At 64.9% G+C, this 24,835-nt stretch carries 25 protein-coding genes and 7 pseudogenes; 17 read left to right on the plus strand and 15 right to left on the minus strand.

What is annotated here, in order from left to right; all coding sequences use genetic code 11:
• Positions 1 to 51 precede the first annotated feature (51 nt).
• From tnpA to ltrA, 5 genes and pseudogenes are all read left to right on the plus strand, one after another.
• Positions 52 to 459 (plus strand): IS66-like element accessory protein TnpA, encoded by a 408-nt coding sequence (tnpA, locus tag AC6IW9_RS01775; protein ID WP_497763764.1) that lies wholly within the window; start codon positions 52 to 54, stop codon positions 457 to 459.
• Positions 456 to 809, plus strand: a complete 354-nt coding sequence (gene tnpB, locus AC6IW9_RS01780; RefSeq protein ID WP_497763765.1) for an IS66 family insertion sequence element accessory protein TnpB — start codon at positions 456 to 458, stop codon at positions 807 to 809. The genes tnpA and tnpB overlap by 4 nt, the downstream gene beginning before the upstream one ends.
• A 49-nt stretch (positions 810 to 858) precedes the next feature.
• Positions 859 to 2,496 (plus strand): IS66 family transposase, encoded by a 1,638-nt coding sequence (gene tnpC / locus AC6IW9_RS01785; RefSeq protein WP_497763766.1) that lies wholly within the window; start codon positions 859 to 861, stop codon positions 2,494 to 2,496.
• A 127-nt stretch (positions 2,497 to 2,623) separates the two neighbouring features.
• Positions 2,624 to 3,046 (plus strand): annotated as a pseudogene (locus AC6IW9_RS01790) (DUF932 domain-containing protein); the annotation flags it as partial.
• A 614-nt stretch (positions 3,047 to 3,660) separates the two neighbouring features.
• Positions 3,661 to 5,118: a group II intron reverse transcriptase/maturase gene (gene ltrA, locus AC6IW9_RS01795; RefSeq protein WP_497768410.1), complete on the plus strand. Its 1,458-nt coding sequence runs from the start codon at positions 3,661 to 3,663 to the stop codon at positions 5,116 to 5,118.
• A 115-nt stretch (positions 5,119 to 5,233) separates the two neighbouring features.
• On the opposite strand, the gene trbK-alt is transcribed toward ltrA, so the two are convergent.
• The 3 genes and pseudogenes from trbK-alt to AC6IW9_RS01810 all read right to left on the minus strand — a co-directional run.
• The gene (gene trbK-alt / locus AC6IW9_RS01800) at positions 5,234 to 5,527 is read right to left on the minus strand and encodes a putative entry exclusion protein TrbK-alt (RefSeq protein WP_497768412.1); all 294 of its coding nucleotides are present in this window, start codon (positions 5,525 to 5,527) and stop codon (positions 5,234 to 5,236) included.
• 10 nt (positions 5,528 to 5,537) lie between these two features.
• Positions 5,538 to 6,311, minus strand: a complete 774-nt coding sequence (gene trbJ, locus AC6IW9_RS01805; RefSeq protein WP_497768414.1) for a P-type conjugative transfer protein TrbJ — start codon at positions 6,309 to 6,311, stop codon at positions 5,538 to 5,540.
• Positions 6,308 to 7,078 (minus strand): annotated as a pseudogene (locus AC6IW9_RS01810) (TraG/VirB4 family ATPase); the annotation flags it as partial. The pseudogene AC6IW9_RS01810 and the gene trbJ, both read right to left, overlap by 4 nt.
• On the opposite strand from AC6IW9_RS01810, the pseudogene AC6IW9_RS01815 reads away from it, so the two are divergent.
• Positions 7,068 to 7,295, plus strand: a pseudogene (locus AC6IW9_RS01815) (hypothetical protein); the annotation flags it as partial. The pseudogenes AC6IW9_RS01810 and AC6IW9_RS01815 overlap by 11 nt on opposite strands.
• On the opposite strand, the pseudogene AC6IW9_RS01820 reads toward AC6IW9_RS01815, so the two are convergent.
• Together AC6IW9_RS01820 and AC6IW9_RS01825 are read right to left on the minus strand one after the other, a co-directional pair.
• Positions 7,280 to 7,714: pseudogene (locus AC6IW9_RS01820) on the minus strand (recombinase family protein); the annotation flags it as partial. The pseudogenes AC6IW9_RS01815 and AC6IW9_RS01820 overlap by 16 nt on opposite strands.
• Entirely contained in the window at positions 7,711 to 7,950 is a 240-nt protein-coding gene (locus AC6IW9_RS01825) for an HVO_A0114 family putative DNA-binding protein (protein ID WP_497768417.1), read from the minus strand. The pseudogene AC6IW9_RS01820 and the gene AC6IW9_RS01825, both read right to left, overlap by 4 nt.
• Before the next feature lie 14 nt (positions 7,951 to 7,964).
• On the opposite strand from AC6IW9_RS01825, the pseudogene AC6IW9_RS01830 reads away from it, so the two are divergent.
• Positions 7,965 to 8,165 (plus strand): annotated as a pseudogene (locus AC6IW9_RS01830) (IS4-like element ISMmg3 family transposase); the annotation flags it as partial.
• A 112-nt stretch (positions 8,166 to 8,277) separates the two neighbouring features.
• Here AC6IW9_RS01830 and AC6IW9_RS01835 read toward each other — a convergent pair.
• Positions 8,278 to 8,523, minus strand: coding sequence for a hypothetical protein (locus tag AC6IW9_RS01835; protein WP_497768420.1), 246 nt, complete (start codon positions 8,521 to 8,523; stop codon positions 8,278 to 8,280).
• A 333-nt stretch (positions 8,524 to 8,856) separates the two neighbouring features.
• A complete protein-coding gene (locus AC6IW9_RS01840; RefSeq protein ID WP_497768423.1) occupies positions 8,857 to 9,294 on the minus strand; it encodes a type I CRISPR-associated protein Cas7 in 438 nt (145 codons plus the stop codon).
• Between the two features lie 294 nt (positions 9,295 to 9,588).
• Here AC6IW9_RS01840 and AC6IW9_RS01845 point away from each other — a divergent pair.
• Positions 9,589 to 9,678, plus strand: a pseudogene (locus tag AC6IW9_RS01845) (hypothetical protein); the annotation flags it as partial.
• Between the two features lie 138 nt (positions 9,679 to 9,816).
• On the opposite strand, the gene AC6IW9_RS01850 reads toward AC6IW9_RS01845, so the two are convergent.
• Positions 9,817 to 10,134, minus strand: coding sequence for a hypothetical protein (locus tag AC6IW9_RS01850; protein ID WP_497768426.1), 318 nt, complete (start codon positions 10,132 to 10,134; stop codon positions 9,817 to 9,819).
• 391 nt (positions 10,135 to 10,525) lie between these two features.
• On the opposite strand from AC6IW9_RS01850, the gene AC6IW9_RS01855 reads away from it, so the two are divergent.
• The 4 genes and pseudogenes from AC6IW9_RS01855 (at position 10,526) to AC6IW9_RS01870 (ending at position 13,268) form a co-directional block, all read left to right on the plus strand.
• Positions 10,526 to 10,798, plus strand: coding sequence for a metal/formaldehyde-sensitive transcriptional repressor (locus tag AC6IW9_RS01855; RefSeq protein WP_497768429.1), 273 nt, complete (start codon positions 10,526 to 10,528; stop codon positions 10,796 to 10,798).
• Between the two features lie 30 nt (positions 10,799 to 10,828).
• Positions 10,829 to 11,814, plus strand: a pseudogene (gene dmeF, locus AC6IW9_RS01860) (CDF family Co(II)/Ni(II) efflux transporter DmeF).
• 177 nt (positions 11,815 to 11,991) lie between these two features.
• The gene (locus tag AC6IW9_RS01865; protein ID WP_497768433.1) at positions 11,992 to 12,156 is read left to right on the plus strand and encodes a hypothetical protein; all 165 of its coding nucleotides are present in this window, start codon (positions 11,992 to 11,994) and stop codon (positions 12,154 to 12,156) included.
• 266 nt (positions 12,157 to 12,422) lie between these two features.
• Positions 12,423 to 13,268 (plus strand): ChbG/HpnK family deacetylase, encoded by an 846-nt coding sequence (locus AC6IW9_RS01870; RefSeq protein ID WP_497768436.1) that lies wholly within the window; start codon positions 12,423 to 12,425, stop codon positions 13,266 to 13,268.
• On the opposite strand, the gene nadC is transcribed toward AC6IW9_RS01870, so the two are convergent.
• The 5 genes from nadC to AC6IW9_RS01895 all read right to left on the minus strand — a co-directional run bounded on the left by nadC (position 13,255) and on the right by AC6IW9_RS01895 (position 18,435).
• The gene (gene nadC, locus AC6IW9_RS01875) at positions 13,255 to 14,130 is read right to left on the minus strand and encodes a carboxylating nicotinate-nucleotide diphosphorylase (protein WP_497768439.1); all 876 of its coding nucleotides are present in this window, start codon (positions 14,128 to 14,130) and stop codon (positions 13,255 to 13,257) included. The two genes, AC6IW9_RS01870 and nadC, sit on opposite strands and share 14 nt — an antisense overlap.
• On the minus strand, positions 14,127 to 15,653 hold the full coding sequence (locus tag AC6IW9_RS01880) for an L-aspartate oxidase (RefSeq protein WP_497768442.1): 1,527 nt from the start codon (positions 15,651 to 15,653) through the stop codon (positions 14,127 to 14,129). Before AC6IW9_RS01880 ends, nadC begins: the two co-directional genes overlap by 4 nt.
• 4 nt (positions 15,654 to 15,657) lie before the next feature.
• On the minus strand, positions 15,658 to 16,293 hold the full coding sequence (locus tag AC6IW9_RS01885; RefSeq protein WP_497768444.1) for a DUF4202 domain-containing protein: 636 nt from the start codon (positions 16,291 to 16,293) through the stop codon (positions 15,658 to 15,660).
• Positions 16,294 to 16,447: 154 nt separating this feature from the next.
• On the minus strand, positions 16,448 to 17,539 hold the full coding sequence (nadA, locus tag AC6IW9_RS01890; protein WP_497768447.1) for a quinolinate synthase NadA: 1,092 nt from the start codon (positions 17,537 to 17,539) through the stop codon (positions 16,448 to 16,450).
• A gap of 404 nt (positions 17,540 to 17,943) precedes the next feature.
• Complete coding sequence (locus tag AC6IW9_RS01895; protein ID WP_497768450.1) at positions 17,944 to 18,435, minus strand: SH3 domain-containing protein; 492 nt, start codon at positions 18,433 to 18,435, stop codon at positions 17,944 to 17,946.
• A gap of 184 nt (positions 18,436 to 18,619) precedes the next feature.
• Here AC6IW9_RS01895 and AC6IW9_RS01900 point away from each other — a divergent pair, with 184 nt between their 5' ends.
• Together AC6IW9_RS01900 and AC6IW9_RS01905 are read left to right on the plus strand one after the other, a co-directional pair.
• Positions 18,620 to 19,570, plus strand: coding sequence for an aspartate carbamoyltransferase catalytic subunit (locus AC6IW9_RS01900; protein WP_497768453.1), 951 nt, complete (start codon positions 18,620 to 18,622; stop codon positions 19,568 to 19,570).
• A 36-nt stretch (positions 19,571 to 19,606) separates the two neighbouring features.
• Entirely contained in the window at positions 19,607 to 19,945 is a 339-nt protein-coding gene (locus AC6IW9_RS01905) for a hypothetical protein (RefSeq protein ID WP_497768456.1), read from the plus strand.
• Between the two features lie 6 nt (positions 19,946 to 19,951).
• On the opposite strand, the gene cysK is transcribed toward AC6IW9_RS01905, so the two are convergent.
• Entirely contained in the window at positions 19,952 to 20,923 is a 972-nt protein-coding gene (gene cysK / locus AC6IW9_RS01910; RefSeq protein ID WP_497768459.1) for a cysteine synthase A, read from the minus strand.
• A gap of 68 nt (positions 20,924 to 20,991) precedes the next feature.
• Positions 20,992 to 21,495: an Lrp/AsnC family transcriptional regulator gene (locus tag AC6IW9_RS01915; RefSeq protein ID WP_497768461.1), complete on the minus strand. Its 504-nt coding sequence runs from the start codon at positions 21,493 to 21,495 to the stop codon at positions 20,992 to 20,994.
• 244 nt (positions 21,496 to 21,739) lie between these two features.
• On the opposite strand from AC6IW9_RS01915, the gene AC6IW9_RS01920 reads away from it, so the two are divergent.
• The 3 genes from AC6IW9_RS01920 to AC6IW9_RS01930 all read left to right on the plus strand — a co-directional run bounded on the left by AC6IW9_RS01920 (position 21,740) and on the right by AC6IW9_RS01930 (position 24,672).
• A complete protein-coding gene (locus AC6IW9_RS01920) occupies positions 21,740 to 22,201 on the plus strand; it encodes an RrF2 family transcriptional regulator (RefSeq protein ID WP_497768464.1) in 462 nt (153 codons plus the stop codon).
• A 230-nt stretch (positions 22,202 to 22,431) separates the two neighbouring features.
• Positions 22,432 to 23,154, plus strand: a complete 723-nt coding sequence (locus AC6IW9_RS01925) for a protein-L-isoaspartate O-methyltransferase family protein (protein WP_497768467.1) — start codon at positions 22,432 to 22,434, stop codon at positions 23,152 to 23,154.
• Positions 23,155 to 23,229: 75 nt separating this feature from the next.
• A complete protein-coding gene (locus AC6IW9_RS01930; protein WP_497768470.1) occupies positions 23,230 to 24,672 on the plus strand; it encodes a TolC family outer membrane protein in 1,443 nt (480 codons plus the stop codon).
• Positions 24,673 to 24,835 lie beyond the last annotated feature (163 nt).

Here is a 24,835-nt window from a genome sequence, read left to right on the forward strand (position 1 = left end):
CGGATGTGAGATTCTTCTGAGGGACAGCCATGTCTCTGGAAGGATCCGAAGATGAACGAGAATGCGACGATCGAAACGGCTTTTGGCGCAGGATTTGTCGGACGTGTGGATTTTCGTCGTTCACGTTCGGGCAATCGGCTGTGGTCGAAGGAGCTGAAGGGCCGGATCGTACGAGAGAGTCTCGCGCCTGGAGCGCGCGTCGCCGACGTGGCCCGCAAATATCGGATATGCGCGCAGCAATTGACGCAGTGGCGCCGCCAGGCGCGCACCGGGCGGCTCGCGCTGGTGACCGACGGTCCCGCGGAGTTCGTGGAGATCGAGCTCGAGCAGCCCTCCGTTCGTAACGAGAGCGATGCGAAGATCGAGATCGTCGTCGGCAAGGTCGTGTTACGGCTGGATCAGGACACCGCGTCGACGCGCATCGCCGAGATCATGACGGCGCTGGAGCGCGGCGCGTGATCATTCCGTCGCAAGGGTTGCGGATCGTGCTCGCCGTGCGTCCCGTCGATTTCCGCTGCGGGCATGACGCGCTGGCCGCTCTCGTGCAAAACAAGCTCGGACTCGATCCGCATTCCGGGCTCATCGTCGTGTTCCGCTCGAAGCGAATGGATCGCTTGAAGATTTTGCTGTGGGACGGAACCGGACTCGTGCTCGTCTACAAGCGTCTCGGCGATAGCCGCTTTTCTTGGCCGCAGATCAGCGACGGCGTCCTGCAATTGAGCCGGGTGCAATTCGAAGCTCTATTCGACGGGCTCAACTGGAAGCGCGTCGGCGAGCGGATCGTGGCGACGCCGACCGCGGCGAACTGATCGCAACTTCGGCTTCATTCGGCGCCTCGCTTGCGATAGATTCGCCGACGTGACGCCGAGCTTCGATCCCTCCAGACTCGCAGAGCTGCCTGCCGAACTACGCGCATTGTTCGAAGCTCAGCGCGCCATGCTCGAAGCCGAACGCATCCGCGCCGATCATGAGCTCGCCGCGCGCCTTCACACCGAGAGCGAGCTCGCAGCGTCGAAGGAGACGGTCGAACGTCTGCAATTGCTCGTCAAGGAATATGAACGCGCGCGTTTCGGCAAGCGTTCGGAGAAACTCGATCCCGATCAGTTACAGCTCGTTCTGGAAGATATCGAGATCGCCATTGCCGAAGTCCAGGAGCGGGAAGACGATCGCGCGCGCCGCTCGGGGCGCCCGGCGACCAGGGAGCGCGCCGCCCGCGCCGCGCGCGCCTTTCCTGCTCATCTGCCGCGCGTCGAGCGCGTGATCGAGCCAGAAAGCCTCGCCTGTCCCTGCGGCTGCGGCCTGATGGTTCGGATCGGCGAGGACCGCTCCAGCCGCCTCGACGTGACGCCGGCGCAATATCGCGTCATCGAGACCGTGCGGCCCCGCTACGCCTGTCCGACAGGATGCGCGGGCGTCGCCCAGGCGCCGGCTCCTGCGCATCTGATCGAGGGCGGCGTTCCCACCGAGGCGCTGCTGGCGCAAGTGGCGGTCGCCAAGTTCAGCGAGCACATGCCGCTCTACCGTCAATCGCAGGTCTTCGCGCGCCACAGGATCATGCTCGACCGCGCCGTTCTGGCCGATTGGATGGGAACGACGGCCTTCCACCTCGCGCCGATCGTCGAGCGCATGAGCGCGCTGATGAAGCTGTCCGGCCGTCTATTCATGGACGAGACTCGGGCGCCGGTTCTCGATCCCGGCCGCGGCCGGACGAAAACTGGCTATCTCTGGGCGGTTCTGCGCGACGACCGCGGGCACGGCGGCGCCGATCCGCCGATCGTGGTCTATCATTACGCGCCGGGTCGCAGCGGCGAGCACGCCGAGCGGATGCTCGAAGGATTCGACGGCGTTCTCCAGGTCGACGGCTATGGCGGCTATCATCGTCTGGCGCGCGCCGAGCGCAAAGGTGGCGCCCCACTGCGGCTCGCCTGGTGTTGGAGCCATGGCAGGCGCGAGATCATCGCCGCCACGCCGAAAGCGGGCTCGCCCATCGCCGAGGCGATCCTGGCGCGCATCGCCGCGCTCTATGCGATCGAGGCGGACATCCGGGGCAAAGAGGCGCCGATCCGGCAGAGCGTTCGCGCCGAGCGGTCGCGGCCTCTTGTCGTCGAGCTCGAAGAGTTTTTGCGCGCCCAGGCCGCTCGCCTCTCCGGCCGCAGCGACATGGGCAAGGCGGTCGCCTATCTTCTGAATCATTGGGCCGGGCTGACCCTGTTCCTCGACGATGGACGCGTCGAGATGGACACCAACCTCGTCGAAAATCAGATTCGGCCGCTGACTCTCACGCGCAAGAATGCGTTATTCGCGGGGCACGATGAAGGTGGACGTTCCTGGTCACGTCTCGCTTCGCTCATTGCGACATGCAAGTTGAACAGCGTCGATCCCTATGCCTGGATGAAGGCGACGCTCGAGGCGATCGCCGATGGCCATCCGCAGTCGCGCATCGACGAGCTGATGCCCTGGGCCTTCAAATCCTCGTCGCCGACGCCAGCCGCCTGATCGCTCACCATTGCGCTGAACCAATCGCTGACAAAGCTTTGCGCCAAAGGCTTGCAATGCCTTGTCGCAACGAATTGCAAGCTATTCTTCCATTCCAGCGGCAATGGGACGACAACGGCGCTTACGCCTGATCGGCGCGCCCGCCAGCTACATGCGGCAGCTTCCCGCCCCGCTCGCTGGCATCAATATGCAACATGGGTTGCTCTCGCACCGTGCCGAGCTGGTGAAGACTTTGGAGTCAGACGACGGACGAATCGAACTACGCGCCGTCACCGGCCCCGACTATGGCCGCATCTGGGACCACGAGCTGGTCGCTGCGGTCATGAAGATCGCCGGCGAGGGAACGGGCGACACCCGGTGGAAGGTGCCGGGCCTGCTCGATTGGTCGACCATGACGCACAATCCATTCGTCGAGGTGACAAAAGACACCACCACGCTTTACGCCTCCGACCGCGATGTCTTCCTCTTCCTCGTGGATGACACTCATCCGATCGAGGCCGACCGCCTGCCCAACGGCGACCCCGACCTCTATTTCCGGGGCTTCTGTGCGCCGTGACGGCGCGGGAGGTAAACATGACTTGAGGCTTATCTCCCAAACTAGCTGATCTTCGACCGGCGGCTGCAATGCCGCCCCCCTGCTGGGAGAACAGCAGGCGGAAGGGGACCGAAAAGCCTGATCGGGCGCTTGCCGGTTGGGTGTCATAAGCAGATCGGTCTGAACTGAATCGGCTGCGGACCATCACCCGCAGGCCGGACTACCACAGTGTCTATGGCGAGGTAACGAAGTGGGCGCTGGACGCCTCTGTATTTACGGAAGCCTGTCTCCACATGCCGTGATGGCGGCGGAGGCCGGGCGATCAGAAGTGGTGGGGCTAGAATCTCCTCACTGCTGGATGCGCGCAACGCATTCGAGATGGGGCATCTTCTCCTCGACCCATCTTCCGCATCGCCAGGGGTATAGCTCACCGCCTAACGACACGAAGGTTGAAGATCGGAACACGGGAACTCGGATCGTCCGCCCAGCAAGGAACCGGGCTAGCCGCAGCGGCCGGAGAAGGACGACACCGAGGGCGGAGCTTCCGTAGTAGTCGGCGCGCGGGAAAGCCGCGCACATGGCGAAGGGAAGCAGGAAGACGATGGAATAGCGAGACGGAGGAATGATCTGTGGACACGGATCGCCAGGCCGACGAGGCTTGGATACTCGGCGTTCAGCGCAAACTCTATCAGTGGAGTCAGGCACATCCCAACGACGCTTGGCGAGATATGTGGGGTTGGCTTACCGACCCGCGCATACTCCGCCACGCTTGGCGGCGCGTCGCCTCTAATAGAGGCGCGCGCTCCGCCGGGATCGACGGGGTGACCGCGGATAGCATCCGGAAGAAGGGTAACGAGCAACGCTTCCTCGACAGGTTACATGCCGAGTTGCGCTCCGGCGCATATCGGCCCAGCCCGTCGCGGCGCAAGCTCATTCCCAAGGCCGGTAAACCAGGGCAATTCCGACCCCTGGGCATTCCGACGGTCAAAGATCGCGTCGTACAAGGCGCGGTCAAAATTCTCTTGGAGCCGATCTTCGAGGCGCAGTTCTGGCATGTCTCCTATGGGTTCCGGCCCGGCAGGAGCACGCATGCCGCCTTGGAGTATATCCGTCGCGCCATCCTCCCGCGCAAGATCGGTAAGGACGGACGACGGGCGGGAATGCCGTACAGTTGGGTCATCGAGGGGGATATCAAGGGCTGCTTCGACAACATCGACCATCATCATCTGATGAATCGGATACGCGCTCGCGTCGCCGACCATAGGGTGACACGGCTGGTGGGGCAGTTTCTCAAAGCCGGCGTCCTGGCGGAAGATCAATTCCTCCGCACAGACGACGGCGCCCCTCAAGGCGGAATCGTTTCGCCGTTGCTCGCCAACATCGCACTCAGTGCGATCGAGGAGCGCTACGAACGGTGGACGTATCAACGCGCCAAGGCCCGGCCCGATAATCCCGAACTCGGGATCGTCGCGGCGCGCAGAGCGAGGGTTTGGGATCGCGGTGCTGGTCACTGCGTATTCCTGCCGATCCGCTATGCGGACGATTTCGTGGTTCTGGTCTCCGGCACGCAGGAGGACGCCGTCGCAGAGAAATCCGCGCTGGCCGAGCATCTGCGGGCGACCACCGGCCTCGAATTGTCGCCCGAAAAGACGAAGGTCACAGCCATGACGGACGGATTCGAGTTCCTCGGATTCCACGTCACGATGCGATGGGACAAGCGCTACGGCTACGGCCCGCGCGTGGAAATTCCCAAAGCGGTGGCCGCCGACCTTCGGCGAAAAGTCAAGCAACTGACCAAACGTAACACGGTGTTGGTCAGTCTTGGCGCAAAGCTCCAAGAGCTCAATCCCACCCTGCGCGGATGGACGAATTACTACCGCCACTGCGCCTATGCGGGCCGAGTGTTCACCAGTCTCGACTGGTACATCCGTGACCGCTTGTGGCGTTGGCTGCGGATGAAACGCCCGAAGGCGGGAATGCGCGACATACGGGATGCGTTCTTACCCAGTCGCGTGCGCCCGACACGGCGGGTCTGGCAGGAAGGAACAGTCGAGCAATTTTTGCTCGCGTGGGCGTCACGTCGATGACGATGAGCGTGGTGGCGATGAACGCCACCTCGCCGCCGAGAAGGCCGAACCCGCTATCTATGTAGCGGGTGAAGGTGCCGAGAAAATTGTCGATGACGCCCGCGCCGCCCATGCGTCACCGCCCTTCGCTGTCGTTGGAAGCGGGCGCGGCCGGTGCGCGCGTGCGGCCGAGAAAGCGGTCGCGTGTCTCGGCCCATACGCGCAGGCACTCGGCGTTGTTCGCCGCCTCCTGGCCGAGCTGCTGGCAACGGCGCTGCGCCTCGCGCAGCGGGTTGCGCTCGGACTGGACGGCCCGCGCCGGCGTTTCTGCCGGCGCGTCGTCCTTGCGGGTCATTTCGATGGCCATCGCCGTGATGGCGATGGCGACGAAGGCGATTGCGCCGATGCGCGCCAGCATCTTGCCGTCCATCGCAGCGCCCTCAATTGCCGCTATTGAACATGGTCGCGTTGCCGGGCTGGTAGCCGCTGCCCGGCGTGAGGAAGCGGCGACGCTGCTCGCGTCCCTGCTCGGCGGCGGCGGCGCGCTCGGCCTCGGTCAGCGCGCTCGCCCGGCCGTTGGCGGCAAGAAGCGCGACAAGATCGGAAAGCTGCTGCGATTGCAGCGCGAGAATCTGATTGCCGGCTTGCGTGGCTTGCAGCGCGCCGGTCGCACCCTGGCTCTGGCCGACCAGCGCCGACATCTGCGCGCGGTTGGAGTCGATATTGCCAACGGCCCCGGCCTGCACGCGCCTCGCGTCCTGCAAGCCGCCGACCGTGTTCTGCCAGCGGGCGCGGGCATCGGCGACGAGCTGCCGGTCGCTCGCCGACATCGACGCGCTGCCGTATTGCGTTTGAAACGCCTGGTCGATGCGCTGCACGTCGAAGCCGATGTTCTGCGCCTGGTTCAAGAGCTGCTGCGTGCGCTGCACGTTCTGCTGGAGCTGCTGGAGCGCCGAATACGGCAGGCTCGCCAGATTGCGCGCCTGGTTGATAAGCATCTGCGCTTCGTTTTGCAGGCTCGTGATCTGGTTGGTGATCTGCTGGAGCGTGCGGGCGGCGGTCAGCACGTTTTGCGCGTAGTTCGACGGATCGAAGACGATCCCGCCGAATTGCGCGTGGGCCGGCGTCGCGATGATCGGCGCGAGCGCCAGCGGCGCGGCGAGCATGGTCGCGGCCATGAAGACGGCGCGCGAGCGGAAACGGCGAATGGTCATGGGTGGGACTCCTTTTCGGTTTGGGGGGTGAGCGTCGGGACGTTCGGGAGAAGATCGACGGCCCAGGCGACATCGCGCTCGGCGAGCCATGCGGCGAGGAAGCCGCCGCGGCCGTGCTCGGCGACGATCCGCGCAATGAGCGTCTGGTCGGATTTGGCGGATGCGGCGCAGAGCGCGAGGCCGACTTCGGACAGGCCCAGCTCGAACAGGCGATTGCCGCGCCGCGACTGGCAGTAATAATCGCGCTTCGGCGTCGCCCGCGCGATCAGCTCAATCTGTCTGTCGTTCAAGCCGAAGCGGCGATAGATCGCCGTGATCTGCGGTTCGATGGCGCGCTCGTTCGGCAGCAAGAGGCGCGTCGGGCAGCTCTCGATGATCGCGGGCGCAATCGGCGAGTTGTCGATGTCGGACAGGCTTTGCGTGGCGAAGATGACGCTGGCGTTCTTCTTGCGCAGCGTTTTGAGCCATTCGCGAAGCTGGTTCGCAAACCCCTCGTCGTCGAGCGCGAGCCAGCCTTCATCTATGATGAGCAGCGTTGGCCGCCCGTCCAGCCTGTCGCCGATGCGATGGAACAGATAGGCGAGCACGGCCGGAGCCGCGCCGGTCCCGACAAGGCCCTCGATCTCAAACGCCTGCACGTCGGCCGAGCCGAGATGTTCGGATTCTGCATCGAGCAGCCGGCCATAAGGACCGCCGACGCAATACGGTCGAAGCGCCTGCTTCAAATCGTTGGACTGCAACAGCACCGCGAGGCCGGTGATCTGGCGATGCGGACCGTGGCGCAGCCTCGAGCAGGTCGAGTTCGCCACGCTCGAATGGGTGGACTGGTTCAACAACAAGAGACTGCTGGAGCCGATCGGAAACATCCCCCCGGCCGAAGCCGAAGCGCGCTACTATGCGCAGATCAAAGAGCACGCCATGGCGGCGTGGCTCAAACAAAACGGCCTCCGGCAAACCCGGGGCGGTTCATTCTCCTTGGACTGATATTCGTCGAACAGCGCCATGATCTGCCTCATCATGACGTGCATGGGATCGTCGCCCATTCTTGCGTGATGGAGACGAGCTTGACGCCATTCTTGGCGAGCTTTCTGACGTAGAACTCTAGCTCGAAGTGATCGCGAAAGAAGCGCGAGAAGCTGTGAACCACGACGACATCGAACGGCACGGGCTTCGACGTGCCCGCTTCGATCATGCGCTGGAACTCGGGGCGGCGGTCGTTGGTGGCCGAGGCGCCGGCTTCCACGAAGGTCTCGACAGGCTGGTAGCCCCGCGCGGCGCAATAGGCTTCGGCCCTGCTTTCGCTGATCGGGAATCGACACATCGTGCTCGGCTTGCCGCACTGTCGAGATGCGCAGATAGAGGGCGGCGCGCGTGGCGGTCACGGCGCTCTGATGGATGTTCATCGCCGCCCTCCCGCCGCCTTTCGGGGCTTGGCGCGCTTTGTCAGCGGCAGCTCCAGTTCAACCATGTCATGTACGACCTTCGGCGCGAGCTTGCGGCCCTCGCCGGGGTCCATGCGAACGAGCCCATAGCTCGCCATCTTCTTCAACGTGCGCGACAGGTTGGATTTGGCTCGGCCGGTGATCTCGGCCAGTTCCTCGAGCGAGCCCGGCGCCTGCTCGGCGATGACGCGCAGCAACTCGCGGTTTCCATCTGGCGCGCTCTGCGCAGGAAGGCCGAACCATCGTCGTGATGATCGACCAGAGCAAGGTCAACGACGCTCATCAGATGGTCATGGTCTCGTTGCGGGTCGGCGAACGCGCGCTGCCGCTCGCCTGGCGCATGAAGAAGACACAAGGCGCGATCGGCTTTCGCGAGCAGAAGGAGGCGCTGGAGGCGGTCGCGGCCCTGCTTGCCTCGACCGCCAATCTGGATGAGGGACGCGGTAGCAAATCGCTCCCTAAAGGGCGTTCGAAACGAAACGTCGACGCCTGCTTCCATCAGGCTCGTCACAACCAGCGTCCAGTCATCCGGATAATTCGTCGCGCCGTTCAGTCGCGTCTCGATGATCCCCAAGACTACATCGCGATCGCGCGGCGCCAGCGCCGTCGACATTCGCCGACAGGGTCTCGAAGAACTGGACGGCGGTGGTCAGGACGATCGGGGCGGTCCATAGCGCCGCCAGATCACGAGACGAAATGGAGTCGAAATCAGCCCGATGATGGTGCTCGGCGACGATCATGTCCGCCTTGTCGCGCTCGTCGTCCAGCAACAGAGCCGCCCGCAGCCGCTCCGCGGTCTGCGACAGAATGCTGTGTATGGCGCAACGACAAACAGGCGGCGCGCGCCCGTCGAGATGGCGCGCCGCAGGAGATAGGTCGTCACCGCCGTAGTCTTGCCGATGCCGACCGGCCCTTCGCAGGCCATCAGCGCATGATCCGGCTCACAGCTTCGACAGGCGTCGTAGAATCTGCGCCTCAGATCGTCTTGTCCGTCACCTTTGCCGAGCTCTGCCACATACGCGTCCAACGCGGCCAGCCGTTCGGTCCAGCGCGGTCGCGGCGCGTCCGGCGCCGTCCACTCCGTGTCTGCGTAAGCCGTGTCGCTATGGTCGGCATCGGCCAAACAGGACAAGGCCAAGCGCATCGCGAGGCGCGCGGGAAGATCGTCGGGCAGAGCCCGTTGGAATGTCGTATTCCTCGATGCCGAGCGACGGCTGCGCCGGACCGAATTCCGGTTGCCATTTCGGCTTCAGCGCGCCGAGGATCAGCTGGTCCGGGCAGGAGCCGAGCGGGTTCTTGTGCTCCGCATACCAGGCATGGACAATGTACGCTTCGGGACGGATGCCGGATGCTGTTTGTGCATAGGCATGAGGAATGAGAAATTTGAGAACATCGATGTCCCGCGCATCGCAACCGCTCTTGTGAGCGGCGCTCGGATTGACGAAGAACGGCATGACATAAAGTCCGTGACGCACGACTCGAAACGCCAACGACGCCATGCCACGGTCCTTGTCGCCCTCGACGCCTGCCTTGTTGGTCAAGGTGATGCTCGTGACCTGTAACGACCTCGCAGGTCCGAATGGCGAGATCCCGACCGTCGATGCTGAACTGCCGGACATTCTGCTCGGAGATGTGAAGGCGCGGCGCACCGATCGAGAGGTCCTTTTTGCCTACAACAGCGGGATGGTGATCATAGATGCGGCGCTGGGGCGGTATCTCGCCGACCGCGCGCTTGCGCAAAAATCTCGGAGAGAGAGTGAAGCTATTGGACGTAGCAACATAATAATCCAGCGAACGTTAATGGCTATCGGGAGCTTGCCGACGACCTCTTTGCGAATTCGGGGCCCGGCGTTACGCATCTATTCGGAGCTGTGGAAACGGGGGGCTCTCTGTGTGGAACAGCCTGCGCGCTTAAAGTGCGTATTCCAGAACTCGTGATCGTCGGCGTAGAACCCCAGGGATCCGTTATTTTCGGCGGCGTCGGAACTCCGTACCATCAGTCGGGTACATCCGAACGAGACGGCTCTGGTCGGATTGGGCGAGTCGGAGCAATAGGCGCCGCGTCAGGGCGAATCATCGACATCAAAGTCGAAGGGCATCGATTTTCTCGGCTCTGCGGGACGGTTGAGATGAACGAGTTCAGGCCAGTTTTCATAAGTCCGGCGCGGCTTCTTCCGCACGAGGAGACAGTCGACGAAAATGTCGCCGAACTCGGGAAGGCGAGTGCGCAGGAAGGCGTTTGGACGACGCTTTTGTACGTCGATCGAGACAGCCTGGTAATAATGGATGGGCATCATCGGCGAGCCGTCGCAATGACGATGGCTCTGGTGGTCGCGCCTTGTCTCATGCTGTCTTAATGACATCGTTTCTGTCGTCAGCATGAGAGAGGACCATGGAGCCCTTCCAGAAGATATCATCGCGCGGGCGCGACAGGACGCCTATTTCCTCCAAAGACGACGAAACACCACTTATGCAGCCCGGCGCCGGCCCTCTCATTGCCGTTGCCCTTGTTGAGGTCGAGTTGATCTCGCGCCTCTGGACGCTTTACGGATGCTCGCGCGGATCCGGCCTCCCATTTTATCGACGGGCCGTCATCGGACTCCGGTTACTCACCGAATTCGTTATGAGGGGTTTTCCGAACGGACCAGCGTTGTTCATCGGAACTTTGCGCTGTCCGATCGACACGCAAGGGAAAGCCGAGGGGCGCTTCCATTCCTGCGCCGATATAGTATAGTCCCCCATACTATATCGGCAACCGAAAGTCTCGGCTGAATGTCCCACGTCACACGTCAGAAAGCGAAGCTCGTTGCTCGCGTTCGCCGGATAAAGGGCCAGCTGGACGCGGCCGAGCGGGCGTTGGAGGCCGAGGCGTCTTGCGCGGAGGTGCTAAGGCTCATCGCTTCGGCGCAAGGCGCATTGAACGGGCTGACGATGGAAGTGATGGAAAACCATCTGCGCGAGCATGTGCTGGAGGCGAAAGCCAACGACGATCGTCGCCAAGCCGGCGAGGAGCTCATCGAAGTGATGAGATCCTACATGAAATGAGCAGATCGGCTCACTGAAGAGGATCGATCGATGGCCACGCGGGACTCTTCGTCCTCGACTCATGATCATGTTTTCCTCGGCGACGACTATCTGCGTAACGAGCGCAGGGTATGGTTCGTCATCGCATTGACGGCGAGCATGATGGGAATCGAGATCGGCGCGGGCGCAATCTATGGTTCGATGGCGCTCGTCGCCGACGGATGGCACATGTCGACCCACGCCGCCGCCATGTTGATTTCGGCGCTCGCCTATTATTACGCCCGCCGGCACGTTCACGATCGCCGTTTCACCTTCGGAACCGGCAAGCTCGGCGATCTCGCGGGCTTTACCAGCGCAATCGTGCTCGCCTTGGTTGCGCTTTCTATCTGCTATCAGAGCCTGCTACGTTTCTTCGATCCTGTCGCGATCGGCTTCGACGAGGCGATTGCGGTCGCAGCGCTCGGGCTCGTCGTCAATCTCGTCAGCGCCCGGCTTCTGAGCGCCGCTCATTCACATCACGTTCATGCACATGAAGGTCGGCGCGGCCACGAGCACAGCAATCACGATGATCTTCATCGCGCCCGCAGCGGCCCCGGGAGCGACAATAGTCTTCGCGCGGCCTATATTCATGTCCTCGCCGACGCTCTGACATCGGTGCTCGCGATCATCGCCCTGCTGCTCGGTCGATCGAGGGCTGGCTCTGGGCCGATCCCTTGATCGGCGTCATAGGAGCCCTGGCGATCGCCTACTGGTCATGGGGCTTGATCCGCGATGCAGGCGCAGTGCTGCTGGATTTCACGGGGAATGAAGAGTTGGCGAATGAAATCCGCGACTCGCTCGGGAACGAGGATGCACGCATCACGGATCTGCATGTGTGGCGGATCGGGCCTCGGCATCATGCCGCCATCATCGCGCTCGCCGTTTCGGAGCCGAAGCGCCTGTCGTTCTACAAGGGCCGAGTGGGTCATATTCATGAACTCTCGCATGTGACTTTCGAGATTCATGACGAAGACGGTCGAGCAGCCACGGACGGTTGAACGTCCCGTTGGCGTACGCCAGCGGCGCTTCGACTGGTTCGACGTCGAATTCGCCGAAGTGACGCATCTGCGAAACGCGTTGATCGCGCTGCGTGCGAATGTCCGATGCCTCGTCGTCGCTAACGCCGATCCGACAGCTGGCTCGGATCGCTACCGTGGCGGAAGGGGCGGCCGACATTGGTGTCGGCGGAAGGCGTGCTGATGTATTTTGCAGCGACGTTGGTTCAATATCTCGGCCGGGGGCAGATCCAGTCTATGCTGTTCCTGTCGCTCATCGGATGTCTCGCCGGAATTATGGCGTTCGAGGAAATCCGGGCTTCTTCACCGCCCGGACCTCATTGAAGCGCCGTCTATTCGATCTTAGCGATCGGTCGCCGAGGGCCGAGCGCGGCGGATCACGGATTGCGTCGCGGCGCCAGAGTGCTACAAGAGCGCATGACACTACTCGGCCAATGCCGCCGGACGTGACGCGAATTCCACGACTTGTGCCTTCCGGCGCCCGAGGCCGGCGTCCTCCCGCCATGAATACGCAGGTCATTGGAATCATGTAAAAATCATGGGCGCGCAAAATTGCGCGAACGGAAGTTCTCGAGGCGAGCGACGAAAACATGGCGGCGAGATCGGTCGCGCTCTGCGCGGATGATTACGGGCTGTCGATGGGCGTCAGCCTCGGCATTCTCGAGGCGCTGGAGGCCGGACGGCTCTCCGCCGTCTCGGCGATGACCAATAGCGCGTTCTGGCCCGCCATGGGCCGCGAGCTGGCGCGTCGCCGGCTCGACATCGACATCGGCCTGCATTTCAACCTGACGCTCGGCGCGCCTTTGTCGAACATGCCGAAATTCGCGGCCGGCGGCGCGCTGCCGCCGGTCGGCGAGGTGATTCGCATGGCGATGCGCGGCAAGCTGCCGATGGAGGAGATCGCCTACGAGATCGAACGCCAGCTCGACCGCTTCATCGCCGTGATGGGCCGCGCGCCCGACCATCTCGACGGACACCAGCACGTGCATGTGCTGCCGGGCGTGCGCACGGCGCTGTTCGACGCGCTGGAGCGCCGCGATCTCGCCGGCAGAGTCTGGCTGCGCGACGCGGGCGACAGCCTCTTCCGCATCTTCCTGCGCGGGTCCGACATGCGCAAGGCGCTCGCCGTGCGCGCCATCGGCCGCGGCTTCCGGCGCGAGGCGAAGGACCGGGGCTTTCCGCTCAACGACGGCTTCGCCGGCTTCTCCGATTTCGATCCGCGTGGCGATTACGCCGCGCGCTTTGAAAACTATCTGCGCGCGCCGGGCGAGCGCCATCTGGTGATGTGCCATCCCGGCCGCGTGGATCAGGATCTCGTCGCCCTCGATCCCGTCACGGTGACGCGCGAACAGGAACTCGCCTTTCTGCTCTCTCCCGGTTTCGAAGAAGTGATGACTCTGCGCGGCGCGCAGCTCGGCCGCCTCAGCCGGCCTTGAGCCGCCTTCGGACGATCACCACGTCGAGGCCGAGGTCGAGCGTCCTCGCCGAATGGGTGAGCGCGCCGACCGAGATCAGATCGACGCCGGTTTCGGCGATGGCGGCGATCGTCTCCAATGTCACGCCGCCCGAAGCTTCGACGATCATGCGGCCGCTGATCGTCCCGACCGCCTCGCGCAGCATGAACGGCGGCATATTGTCGAGCAGCACGATATCGGCGCCCTCGGTGAGGACCTCCTCGAGTTGCGCGAGCGTGTCGACCTCGATCTCGATCTTCACCATATGTCCGGCGAATTGTTTCGCCGCGCGCAGAGCCGCGGCGACTCCGCCGGCGACGGCGATGTGATTGTCCTTGATCAGCACGGCGTCGTCGAGACCGAAGCGGTGATTGGCGCCGCCGCCGCAGCGCACCGCATATTTTTCGAAAGCGCGCAGCAGCGGCGTCGTCTTGCGCGTGTCGCAGACCTTCGCCTTCGTATGCGCGACGCGCTCGGCGTAGCACGCCGTGAGCGAAGCGATTCCACTCAGTCGTCCGAGAAAATTGAGCGCGACCCGCTCGGCCGACAGAATGGCGCGGGCCGGCCCTTCGATGCGGACGAGAATGTCGCCCTTGTCGATGCGCGCGCCGTCTTGCGTTTCGGCGGCGAAGACGACCGCAGGATCGACGAGACGAAACGCGCAGGCGGCGACATCGAGCCCGGCGGCGACGCCCGCTTCGCGAGCGGCGATGACGGCGCGGGCTCGGGCCGTCGCCGGAATCGTCGCCTGCGTCGTGATGTCCCCGGCGCGGCCCAAATCTTCGACGAGCGCGGCGCGGACGACGTCCTCGACGAGCAGAGGCGGAAGAGTCCGGCCGGTCATGACAGCGCCTCGGCGATGGCGCGCGCCTGCGGCAGGGTCATATAGGAACGTTTCGCAAGTGCGGCCTCGGCTTGTGGGAAATCGGAGCGGAAATGCGCGCCGCGGCTCTCTTGCCGCGCCGCCGCCGCGCTCGTGACGAGCAGAGCCGTGGTCGCCATATTGCGCAGCTCGGCATTGGTGGTCGCGGATTCGATGCACAGAATCGCGCGCGCCGCGCGCGCGAGCCCGGCGCGGTCGCGAATGACGCCGACATCGCGCGCCATCACATCGCGCAGCTCTTCGACGAGCGAGACATCGAGCGCATCCTCTGGCGAGGCCGTGTCACAAAGCGCGGCAGGCGGCGCCTCATCGGCGGCGTCACGGAGATCGGCCGCGATGCGCGCGGAAAAGACCAGCGCCTCGAGCAGCGAGTTGGACGCGAGCCGATTGGCGCCGTGCACGCCGGTGGAGGCGACCTCCCCGGCGGCCCATAGGCCCGCGAGCGAGGTTCTTCCGCGCGCGTCGGCAGCGATTCCGCCCATATGGTAATGCGCCGCCGGCGCGATCGGAATGGGCTCCTTTGCCGGATCGACGCCGCCCGCCATGCAGCTCGCATAAACGGTCGGAAAACGCGCCGGAAATTCGGCGCCCACGGCGGCGCGCGCGTCGAGAAAGGCGCCGCGTCCGGCGGCGATGGAGGCGAAGACGCCACGCGCGACAATGTCGCGCGGCGCGAGCTCGGCGGCCGGATCGATATCGGCCATGAAGCGGCGGCCGTACGAATCGACGATGATCGCGCCTTCGCCGCGCAGCGATTCGGTCGCGAGCGGCGCAGGATCGACGCCGATGTCGATCGCCGTCGGATGAAATTGCACGAACTCCGCATCCGCGACGAGCGCGCCGGCGCGCGCGGCGATGGCGAGGCCGACGCCGCGCGCCTCCTTCGGATTGGTGGTGACGCGATAGAGATGGCCGATCCCGCCCGTCGCCAGAACGACCGCCGGCGCGAGGAAATCGCGTGTCGCGCCGTCGCGATGGCGCGCGCGCAGGCCGATGACGCGGCCGTCCCGTGTCAGCAGATGCCGCGCGGAAAAACCTTCGGCGAGATCGATCGAAGCGCGGGCGCGCGCGGCGCGGACCAGCGTCTCCATGATCGCGCGGCCGGCTGTGTCGCCTTTGACGCGCACGATGCGCCGCTCGGAATGCGCCGCCTCGCGCGAGGGCGTGAAGTTTCCTTCGGCGCGATCGAACGGCACGCCGAAGGCGAAGAGGTCGTCGATGCGCGCGCGCGCTTCGCGCGCCATGCCGAGCGCGATCTCCGCATCGACGACGCCGGCGCCGGCTTTCACCGTGTCCTCGGCGTGGCGCTCGGGCGAATCCGTGTCGAGCACGGCCGCGGCCACGCCGCCCTGCGCCCAGAAGGAGGCGGCGCCTTCGTCGATCGATCCGGGCGTCAGCACCAGAGCGCGCCGTGGCGCGAGCTTCAGCGCGCAAAACAGGCCGGCGAGCCCGCCGCCGACGATCAGAACGGGAGGAACGGCCATGATTTCAGTCGATCGCGACAGTGGCGAGCTTGGCGAGCGCCTCGCTCTCGCGCGCGATCGCCGCGGCGACGAGCGCGCGCGTTCGCTCGGGCAGAGGCAAGGCGAGCGCGGCCGCATGGCCCTTGGGCGACATCTTGCAGAGGGTCTTGGCCAATATGTCGACGATCTTGTCGTCGTCGTAATCTTTGTATTTCTCGTGGAAGTCGTCGAAATAATGCTCGAGGAAGACGATCGCCGCGACATTCTCCAGCGCCTGGGATTCGCGCTCCTTCTTCAGCTTCTCCTTGCGGATCAGCGAGCCCACATGGGCGACGGCCTCTTCGTCATAACCATGCGCGCGCATCAGCTCGCCGACGAGGCGGGCATGATGGACGCGGCATTCCTTGCGCCATTCGTTGTAGCCGTGACGGCCGAGCGGAAAGTTTTCGCGCGGAATGTCGAAGCGGCGAAGATGCTGTGCGCGCGCGGCGATCTTCAGCAACTCGGAGGCGTCGGGATAGATCGCGGAAAGGCGCGCGCTCATGCGCTCGGCGTAGAGAATCTCGAAGGGCCTCGCGACGCCGTCGATCTCGACCTCGCGCGGATCGTCGGCGTTGGCGGCGTCGATCGCCGCGATGAGAGCCTCGAATTGAGCCGTCACGATCACGCTCCTGAATGACGACGCCGACGGAAGCTCCCGCCCCTCACCCTGAGGAGCCTGCAGCGAGCGTCTCGAAGGGGTCGCCCCACCGAGATCCTTCGAGGCTTTTTGCGTTTCGCAAAAAGCGCCTCAGGACGAGGGGGCTGCTTGCTGCTCACCCCACGTCGATCATCCGCTGCACGCTCCGCCGCGCGCGCGCGGCGACGAGCGGATCGACCGTCACCTCCTCGCGCATATGGAGCAGCGAGTCGAGAATCTTCGGCAGCGTGATCCGCTTCATATGGGGGCAAAAATTGCACGGGCGCACGAATTCCGTCCCCGTCGTCTCGGCCGCGACATTGTCGGCCATCGAGCATTCGGTGACGAGCAGCACGCGCGCCGGCCTGTTCCGCCGCACATAGTCGATCATCGCCGCGGTCGAGCCCGAGAAATCGGAGATTTCGACGACCTCGCGCGGACATTCGGGATGAGCGATGATCGTCAGCCCCGGATTATCGGCGCGATAGGCGTCGAGCTCCGCCGGTGTGAAGCGCTCGTGAACTTCGCAGGCGCCGTGCCAGGCGAGGATCTTCACCTTGGTCTGCGCCGCGACATTCTCGGCGAGATAACGATCCGGCAGCATGATCACGCGGTCCGAGCCGAGGCTCTCGACCACCTTCAGCGCATTGGAGGAGGTGCAGCAGATGTCGACCTCGGCCTTCACCTCGGCGGAAGTGTTCACGTAAGCGACGATCGGCACGCCCGAATATTCGGCGCGCAGGGCGCGCACGTCGGCCGCCGTGATGGAGGCGGCGAGCGAGCAGCCGGCCTCGAGGTCGGGCGTCAGCACGACCTTCTCGGGACTCAAGATTTTCGACGTCTCGGCCATGAAATGCACGCCGCCCTGCACGATGACCTCGGCCTCCGAGGCCGCGGCCAGCTTGGCGAGCTGCAGGCTGTCGCCGACGAAATCGGCGACGCAATGATAGATCTCGGGCGTCTGGTAATTATGCGCGAGGATGACGGCGTTGCGCTCGCGTTTCAGCTCATTGATCGCCTTCACATAGGGCGCGTGGAACGGCCATTCGATCGCCGGAATGACCTTGGCGACCCGCGCATAGAGATGGGCCGTCGCGGCCTCGACGTCCCTGTTCCAGGCGAGGCCCGGAGCGGGCAGCGGGGGGAAACGCCGCGAAGCGCCATGGGTCGCCAGCGACGACAGAGCGGATGCCGGAGGTTTCTCGCCAGTCTGGAACGGCAGGGCCATGTCCTTGCTCCGAACTAACTTATACTCATTAAGAGTATAAGTCGGCCAATCAAAAACTCCCACGGGCGCCGCTCGAAGGAGTAGGATGTTTCAGCTTAGAGGCTGTGTGACAATTCGGCAACCCTCGCCGAGCCGTCGTCAAAGACATATGCTCGTGATGAGCATATGTCAAATCCGGCCGGGAGACGATTTTTCGTCGAAGCGAAGCGGGGCCGTCCACTCATGTGGAGCCCGCCTCGCGGAGCCCATCTCGGCCGGCGATCCGATGCGGCCGCATCGAACAGGCCGGACATATGGACGCAAGCGATCCGATCGAAAAAGTCTCTCTCAGACACTTGCGAGCGGGCCGTCCACATATGGATTGCTTCGCTGCCGCGCTCCTCGCAATGACGCGACCGCGCGCCCTATCGCGCGAAGACCGCGCCCTTCCGCTTCAGATAGTTGCGATCCACATATCCCGACTTGCCCTCATAGGTCACCTTGCACCATTTGTTCATCCAGCCCTGCTGGCAGCCGGAGGCGGCGACCTTCTCGCCCGGCGGAATCGTGGCGATCACCTTCCATTTATTGCCGGGACCGGAGCGCACGGCCGTGATGTCGCGCGTCACCAGAGGAGCCACGACCACGCTGTTGCTGGTCGGCGCGAGGGTGTTGGCGGGGACGAAGCCCATCTTGCCTTTGTAATGGACCTGACACCAGTCGCGTTTCCAGCCGGGACCGCAATTGTCGAGCCGGACCTTCGCACCGGCGGGGATCTGCGCGATCACCGGCCATTTCGCGCCGGGGCCGGACCGCATATTGGAGACGTCGGTCGCGATGCGCGGAGCCGCCGTGGCGGAGGCCGCGAGGAAAAGAAAGAACGCCGCGACGAGCGGCGAGCCGGGCCGAATTTGCATGGCGATCTCCTGTTTTTCACGAAAATTGTCGAGATAGAGAGGTCCCGCTCGGGCAAGACCGAAAACTCCTTTCAGGGTCCTTGGTTCCGCCGTCGCTTTCGAGCGATTTCGGTCAGGATTTCTCGAGCATTCTCGTCGCATCGCAGGATGGCTCGCGCGTGAGAAGCTGCTATAGACGGCTCTCATGCCGCAAAGACCGACGCCTCTCCTCTTTCCGCATCGCCATCTGCTCGGGATCGAGGGCCTGTCGCGCCCGGACATCGTCACTCTGCTCGACATGGCCGAGGATGCGATCGAGGTCTCACGCCAGGTGGAGAAGAAGCGCGCGACCCTGCGCGGCCGCACGCAGGTCAATCTGTTCTACGAGGCGTCGACCCGCACCCAGGCCTCCTTCGAGATCGCCGGAAAACGCCTCGGCGCCGATGTGATGAACATGTCGGTCGCCAACTCCTCGGAGAAGAAGGGCGAGACACTCGTCGACACGGCGACGACTCTCAACGCCATGCGCCCCGATATTCTGGTGATCCGCCATGCGCAGGCCGGCGCCGTGCATCTGCTCGCGCGCAAGGTCGATTGCGCCGTGGTCAACGCGGGCGACGGCGCGCATGAGCATCCGACGCAGGCGCTGCTCGACGCCTTGACGATCCGCCGCCACAAGGGCCGCATCGAGGGACTCACCGTGGCCATCTGCGGCGACGTGCTGCATTCGCGCGTCGCGCGCTCCAATATTCTGCTGCTCGGCGCGCTCGGCGCGCGCGTGCGCGTCGTCGGGCCCTCGACGCTCGCGCCCGATTCGCTCGCGCGGCTGGGGGTCGAGGTGTTTCACGAGATGCGCGCCGGTCTCGCGGGCGCCGATATCGTGATGATGCTGCGGCTGCAGCGCGAGCGCATGAACGGCGCCTTCGTGCCGAGCCCGCGCGAATATTTCCATTTCTTCGGACTCGACGAGGAGAAGCTGGGCTTTGCCGCGCCGGACGCGCTGGTGATGCATCCGGGGCCGATGAACCGCGGAGTCGAGATCGACTCGGGCGTGGCCGACGGCGCCCGCTCGCTGATTCGGGATCAGGTGGAGATGGGCGTCGCCGTGCGCATGGCGGTGCTGGAGGCGCTCGCGCAACATCTCCCGAATGTGTAGAATGACGGCGCGTCCGCCGATCGCAGGGGGCTCCTCATGCTGAAGATCCTACGGCTGATCACGCTGTTTCTCGAAAGCGTTCTCCATCAATTCGTCAATGGAATAGGCGTCCTCGGGCTGACGGCGGCGCTCGCCGCCGGCTTTCTGCGAGCGCCTTGGTGGAGCGTCTTCGTCCTGACCTTCGGCTTTGGCGTCGGCGTGGACTTGTTCTTCGAAGGACGCATCGCGATCTCGGACAAATCCGCGAGCGCCAGCGAGCGGCTCTTGTGGCTCCTGTTGATTTATTTCTTCATTTCCGCCGTCGGCTATATGACCGGGCGGATGTGGCGCCGCTACGTGGAGCGGCGCGGCAAAGCCGCGCCGCGTCCGCATTGATGGAGCTCAAACTCCCTCGAATAGCGCGGTCGACAAATAGCGCTCGGCGAAATCCGGGATGATGAGCACGATGTTCTTGCCCTCGGCCTCCGGCCGCGCGGCGATCTCGAGCGCGGCGGCGACCGCCGCGCCGGAGGAGATGCCGACCGGAATGCCCTCGACGCGGGCGAGCTGGCGCGCCGTCTCGAAGGCCGTCTGATTGCCGATGGTGATGATTTCGTCGATGACGCCGCGGTCGAGGATCGGCGGCACGAAGCCGGCGCCGATGCCCTGGATTTTGTGCGGTCCCGGCGGGCGGCCGGACAGAACCGCCGAATCCTCGGGCTCCACGGCGACGATCTTGAGGCTCGGACGCCGCGGCTTCAGAACCTGGCCGACGCCGGTGATGGTGCCGCCGGTGCCGACGCCGGAGATGAAATAATCGACCTCGCCATTGGTGTCGTTCCAGATCTCCTCGGCCGTGGTCAGCCGGTGAATCTCCGGATTGGCGGGATTTTCGAACTGCTGCGGAATGACCGAGTCCGGGTTCTCGGCGGCGAGCTCCCCGGCCTTGGCCACCGCGCCCTTCATGCCCTGGGCCGCCGGCGTCAGCACCAGTTCGGCGCCGAGCAGGGCGAGAACGCGGCGACGCTCCAGCGACATGGATTCGGGCATGACCAGGATCAGGCGATAGCCGCGCGCCGCGGCGACGAAAGCGAGCGCGATGCCGGTGTTGCCGGAGGTCGGCTCGATGAGCAGGGTCTTGCCCGGCGCGATCCGGCCGCTCTTTTCGAGCGAGTCGATCAGATTGACGCCGATGCGGTCCTTGACGCTGGCAAGCGGATTGAAGAACTCAAGCTTGCCGAGGAGATTGGCCTTGACCCCTTTCTCCTTGGCGAGCCGGTCGAAGCGAACGAGCGGCGTGTCGCCGATCGTCTCGGTGATCGATTGATAGACGCGCCCGCGTCCGGGCGTATGGGCGATCGCTGATTCCGACATGAAATGTGCTCCCTGGCTGTTCCTCGTCCTTCGGATTCAGAAGGCGACCTCGCCTTGCAAGCTTCGCGCTACTCCGCCGCCGCCTCCGCGACGCGGCGCATACGCGGCGGAACCGCGATCGATTCCAGCGGCAGCGCCGTCGTCGCCTTGATGCGCTCCATGGCGAAGCGGGAGACGACGTTGCGCAGCGGCGCGATCGCGATCAAACGTTTGTAGAACTCGTCGAAAGCCGCCATGTCCGGCACGACGACACGTAGCACATAGTCGACGTCCCCCGCCATGCGATAGAATTCGACGACTTGCGGCATCTCCGCCACGGCGCGGGTGAAGCGCTCGAGCCAGACGTCCGAATGCTCGCCGGCGACCACCGACACATAGACGGTGAGGCCGAGCCCGAGCTTTTCCGGCGACAGCAGCGCGACCCGGCCCTGAAGCACGCCGCTCGCCTCGAGGCGCTGAATGCGCTTCCAGCAGGGCGTCTGCGACAGGCCGACGCGCGCGGCGATTTCGGCGATCGAAAGCGACGCGTCTTCCTGTAGAATAGACAAGATATGGCGATCGATCGCGTCCATTGGCCCGTACCGCCCGTTCTGGTCGCAGTCCGGCCGAACGAGGCACAGGACCGCTCGAAGAGGAATAATCCTATAGTCCACAAAATTAGTATAGCATGTCAAGATCGTCTTCCGCCGCGATGCGGCGGGGGACGGACGCGACGGACGATCAGGGTCTCCGCGCGACGACGGATCGCGTGTGCGCCGACCTCCTTCGAAATCCCTCCCCCGACAAGCGAGAAGAACTCCAGGAAGGCGTCGCTTCATGCTGACGAAGAAAGCGAAATACGGGCTGAAGGCCATGATCTATCTCGCCGGCTTCGAGCCCGGCCGGACCGCCCTCGTCGCCAATATCGCCGCGGCCAATCAGATTCCGAAGAAATTTCTCGACGCCATTCTCGGCGAGCTGCGCAACGCCGGCTTCGTCCATTCCAAGAAGGGCAAAGGCGGCGGATACACTCTCGCCCGCCCCGCGGAGGACATCCGCGTCGGCGCCGTCATACGGGTGCTCGACGGACCGCTCGCGCCGATCCAATGCGCCAGCCGCACGGTCTATCGCCGCTGCGACGATTGCGAGAACGAGGCGCGCTGCACGGTCCGCCTGGTGATGGTGGAGGCGCGGGACGCCATCGCCAGCGTGCTGGACAATCGCACCCTCGCCCAGATGCGCGCGCTGGGAGAAGGCGCCGAGCCCTGCGAACCGGCGCCGGCGCTCGGAGAGAATTGACGGAGCAGCGCGCGCGACGGCATGGACATGCGCGCGGCGCGAACCTATAAAGCGCGCAAGGCCGAGCTCATGTGCGAGCGCGGCGCATGTCGATCAGCGTCCGCGGCCAGGGAGCCGGCCCGTCGGCGGACGTCCTCTCCCGAGGTCGTGTCAAAGGCGGGCATTCGCGCGGCGGACCGGCGGCCGCTGGGGCGAAAACCGCGAGAGGCCGGCGCGACGCCGGATTATCGATGGCCGAAGCTGCTGAGATCCCCGCAGAAACGCATTCGCACCTCGGCGCGGCGACCGCCGCTCTGCGCCAGACCATGGTCGAGCGGCAGCTGCGCACTTTCGATGTGACCGATCTGCCGCTGCTGCGGCGCTTCCTCACCGTGCCGCGGGAACTCTTCCTCCCGCACGATCTCGTCCCCCTCGCCTATTCGGATCTGCCGCTGACGCTCAAGTCCGAGCGCGGCCGTCCGCTGCGCCAGTTGCTGCCGCCGCTCATTCTCGCGCGCATCCTGCAGGAGGCGGAGATTCGCGAGAACGATCGTGTGCTGCTCATCGGCGGCGGCGCCTTCTATTCCGCGGCGCTGATCGCGCCGCTCGCCCGTGAGGTCGTCGCGCTGGAGAGCGAGGCGCGCCTCGCCGCGGCGGCGCGCAGCCATCTCGACGCGCTGGGCCTTTCCGGCGTGCGCGTCGAGGAGGGTCCGCTGCCCGCCGGCGTCCCTGCTGCGGCGCCTTTCGATCTCATCGTCATCGAAGGCGCAATCGAGACAGGGCTCGACGCCCTCGAGTCGCAACTGACCGCCGACGGTCGCCTTCTGGCGATCGCCAAGCCCGAGGCGGACGCCGGATGGGCGGTAACTCGCTTCGATCGCTCGGGCGGCCAGCCCGCGGGGGCGCGCGCGCTGTTCGACGCTTCCGCGCCCGTGCTCGAAGGTTTCGCCAAAGCTCCGGCCTTCGTGTTCTAGAGACCTTCGTCGCCGGAACGAAGCGCGACGCGGCGCTCCGTTCCGGAAGCGTCGCCCGAGAGTGGGTCGTTCGGTATGCGTCTCGTCGTCGAGCGTGCGGTGTGGGGCAGGCGCGGCCTTGCGCGGGCCATCGGCGCCGGCATGCTCGCCGTCCTGCCATTGCTCGGGCCGGCGCGCGCCGAGACCCTGAAATCGGCGCTGGCCCAGGCCTATCACGCCAATCCCGATCTCCAGCAGCAGAGGGCGAGCGTCCGCGCGCGCGACGAGGAGGCGCCCAAGGCAGCGGCCGGCCTGCGCCCGCACGCCGCCATCACCGCCAATGCGGGACCGCAATTCTCCAACATCAAGATTCCCGCCGGGCGCAATATGCCGACCGGCGGCCGCGCTTATTCGTACGACGAATATCTCGGCTATCCGCGCGGCGCGGCGCTCGACTTGTCGCAGACCCTATACGACGGCGGACGCACCGGCGCGGCGGTGCGCCAGGCCGTGGCGGGAATCGACGCGGCGCGCGCCGGCTTGCGCCTCACAGAGCAGGCGATTCTGCAGAACGGCGCCACCGCTTATATGAATGTGCTGCGCGATGCGGCCGTGCTCGGCCTGCGCAAGAACAATATCGCGGTTCTCGAGCAGCAGCTGCGCATGACGCGCGACCGCTACGAGGTCGGCGAGGTGACGCGCACCGACGTCGCCCAGGCGGAGGCGACGCTCGCCCAGGCGCGCACCGAATTCTACGGCGCGCAGTCGCAGCTGAAGACCACCATCGCCAATTACCGGCAGATCATCGGATCCGAGCCGAAGAATTTGCAGCCGGCGCGAGCCGTCGATTCTCTGCTGCCGAAATCGCTGGATCGGGCGGTCGCGGTCGCGCTGGTCGAGCACCCGGGCGTCGTCGCCGCTCTCCGTCAGGTCGACTCCGCCGAGCATGCCGTGAAAGTGGCGGAAGGCGCTCTCGCCCCCACCCTGTCGGTCGGCGCGCAGATCGCCCAGCAATATGATTCGTTCCTCGGTTCGCCGGCGACGCGACAATTCTCGGCCTCGGCGACCGGCCGGCTCAATGTGCCGATCTATCAAGGCGGCGCGGAATACGCCTCGATTCGGCAAGCGAAAGAGCAATTGGGCCAGGCGCGCTTCAACGCCGATCTGCAGCGCGACAGCGTGCGGGCCAGCGTCGTGTCGAGCTATGGTCAACTCGAGACGGCCAGAGCGTCGATCGTCTCGGGCCAGGCCGCGGTGAAGGCGGCGGAAATGGCCTTGCAGGGCGTGCGCGAGGAGGCGCAGGTCGGCCAGCGCACGACGCTGGACGTGCTCAATGCGCAATATTCGCTGCTCAATGCGCGCGTCGCCGTGGTCACTGCGCAGCGCGACCGCGTCGTCGCCTCTTACGCCGCGCTCGGCGCGATCGGGCGCCTGTCCGCGACGATGCTCGGACTCGATGTCGCGGTTTATGATCCGCGCGCGCATTTCGAGGAGGTGAAGGACCGTTGGATCGGGACCGGCGCGAGCGACGGCCGCTGAACCCGCGCGCACGGGCGCTGTTTCTACCCAAAAGCGAAAAAAGCATGTGATTAAGTCGGCTCCGCACAATCACGTGGTTTTACGACTGTGCGGAATTGTCCGATGATGTCTCTCGTCGCCGGGGACAACGCGACGGGAGCGCGCGGCCTGGGGCTTTTTCGTC

This window comes from Methylosinus sp. shoA (genome assembly GCF_059718125.1).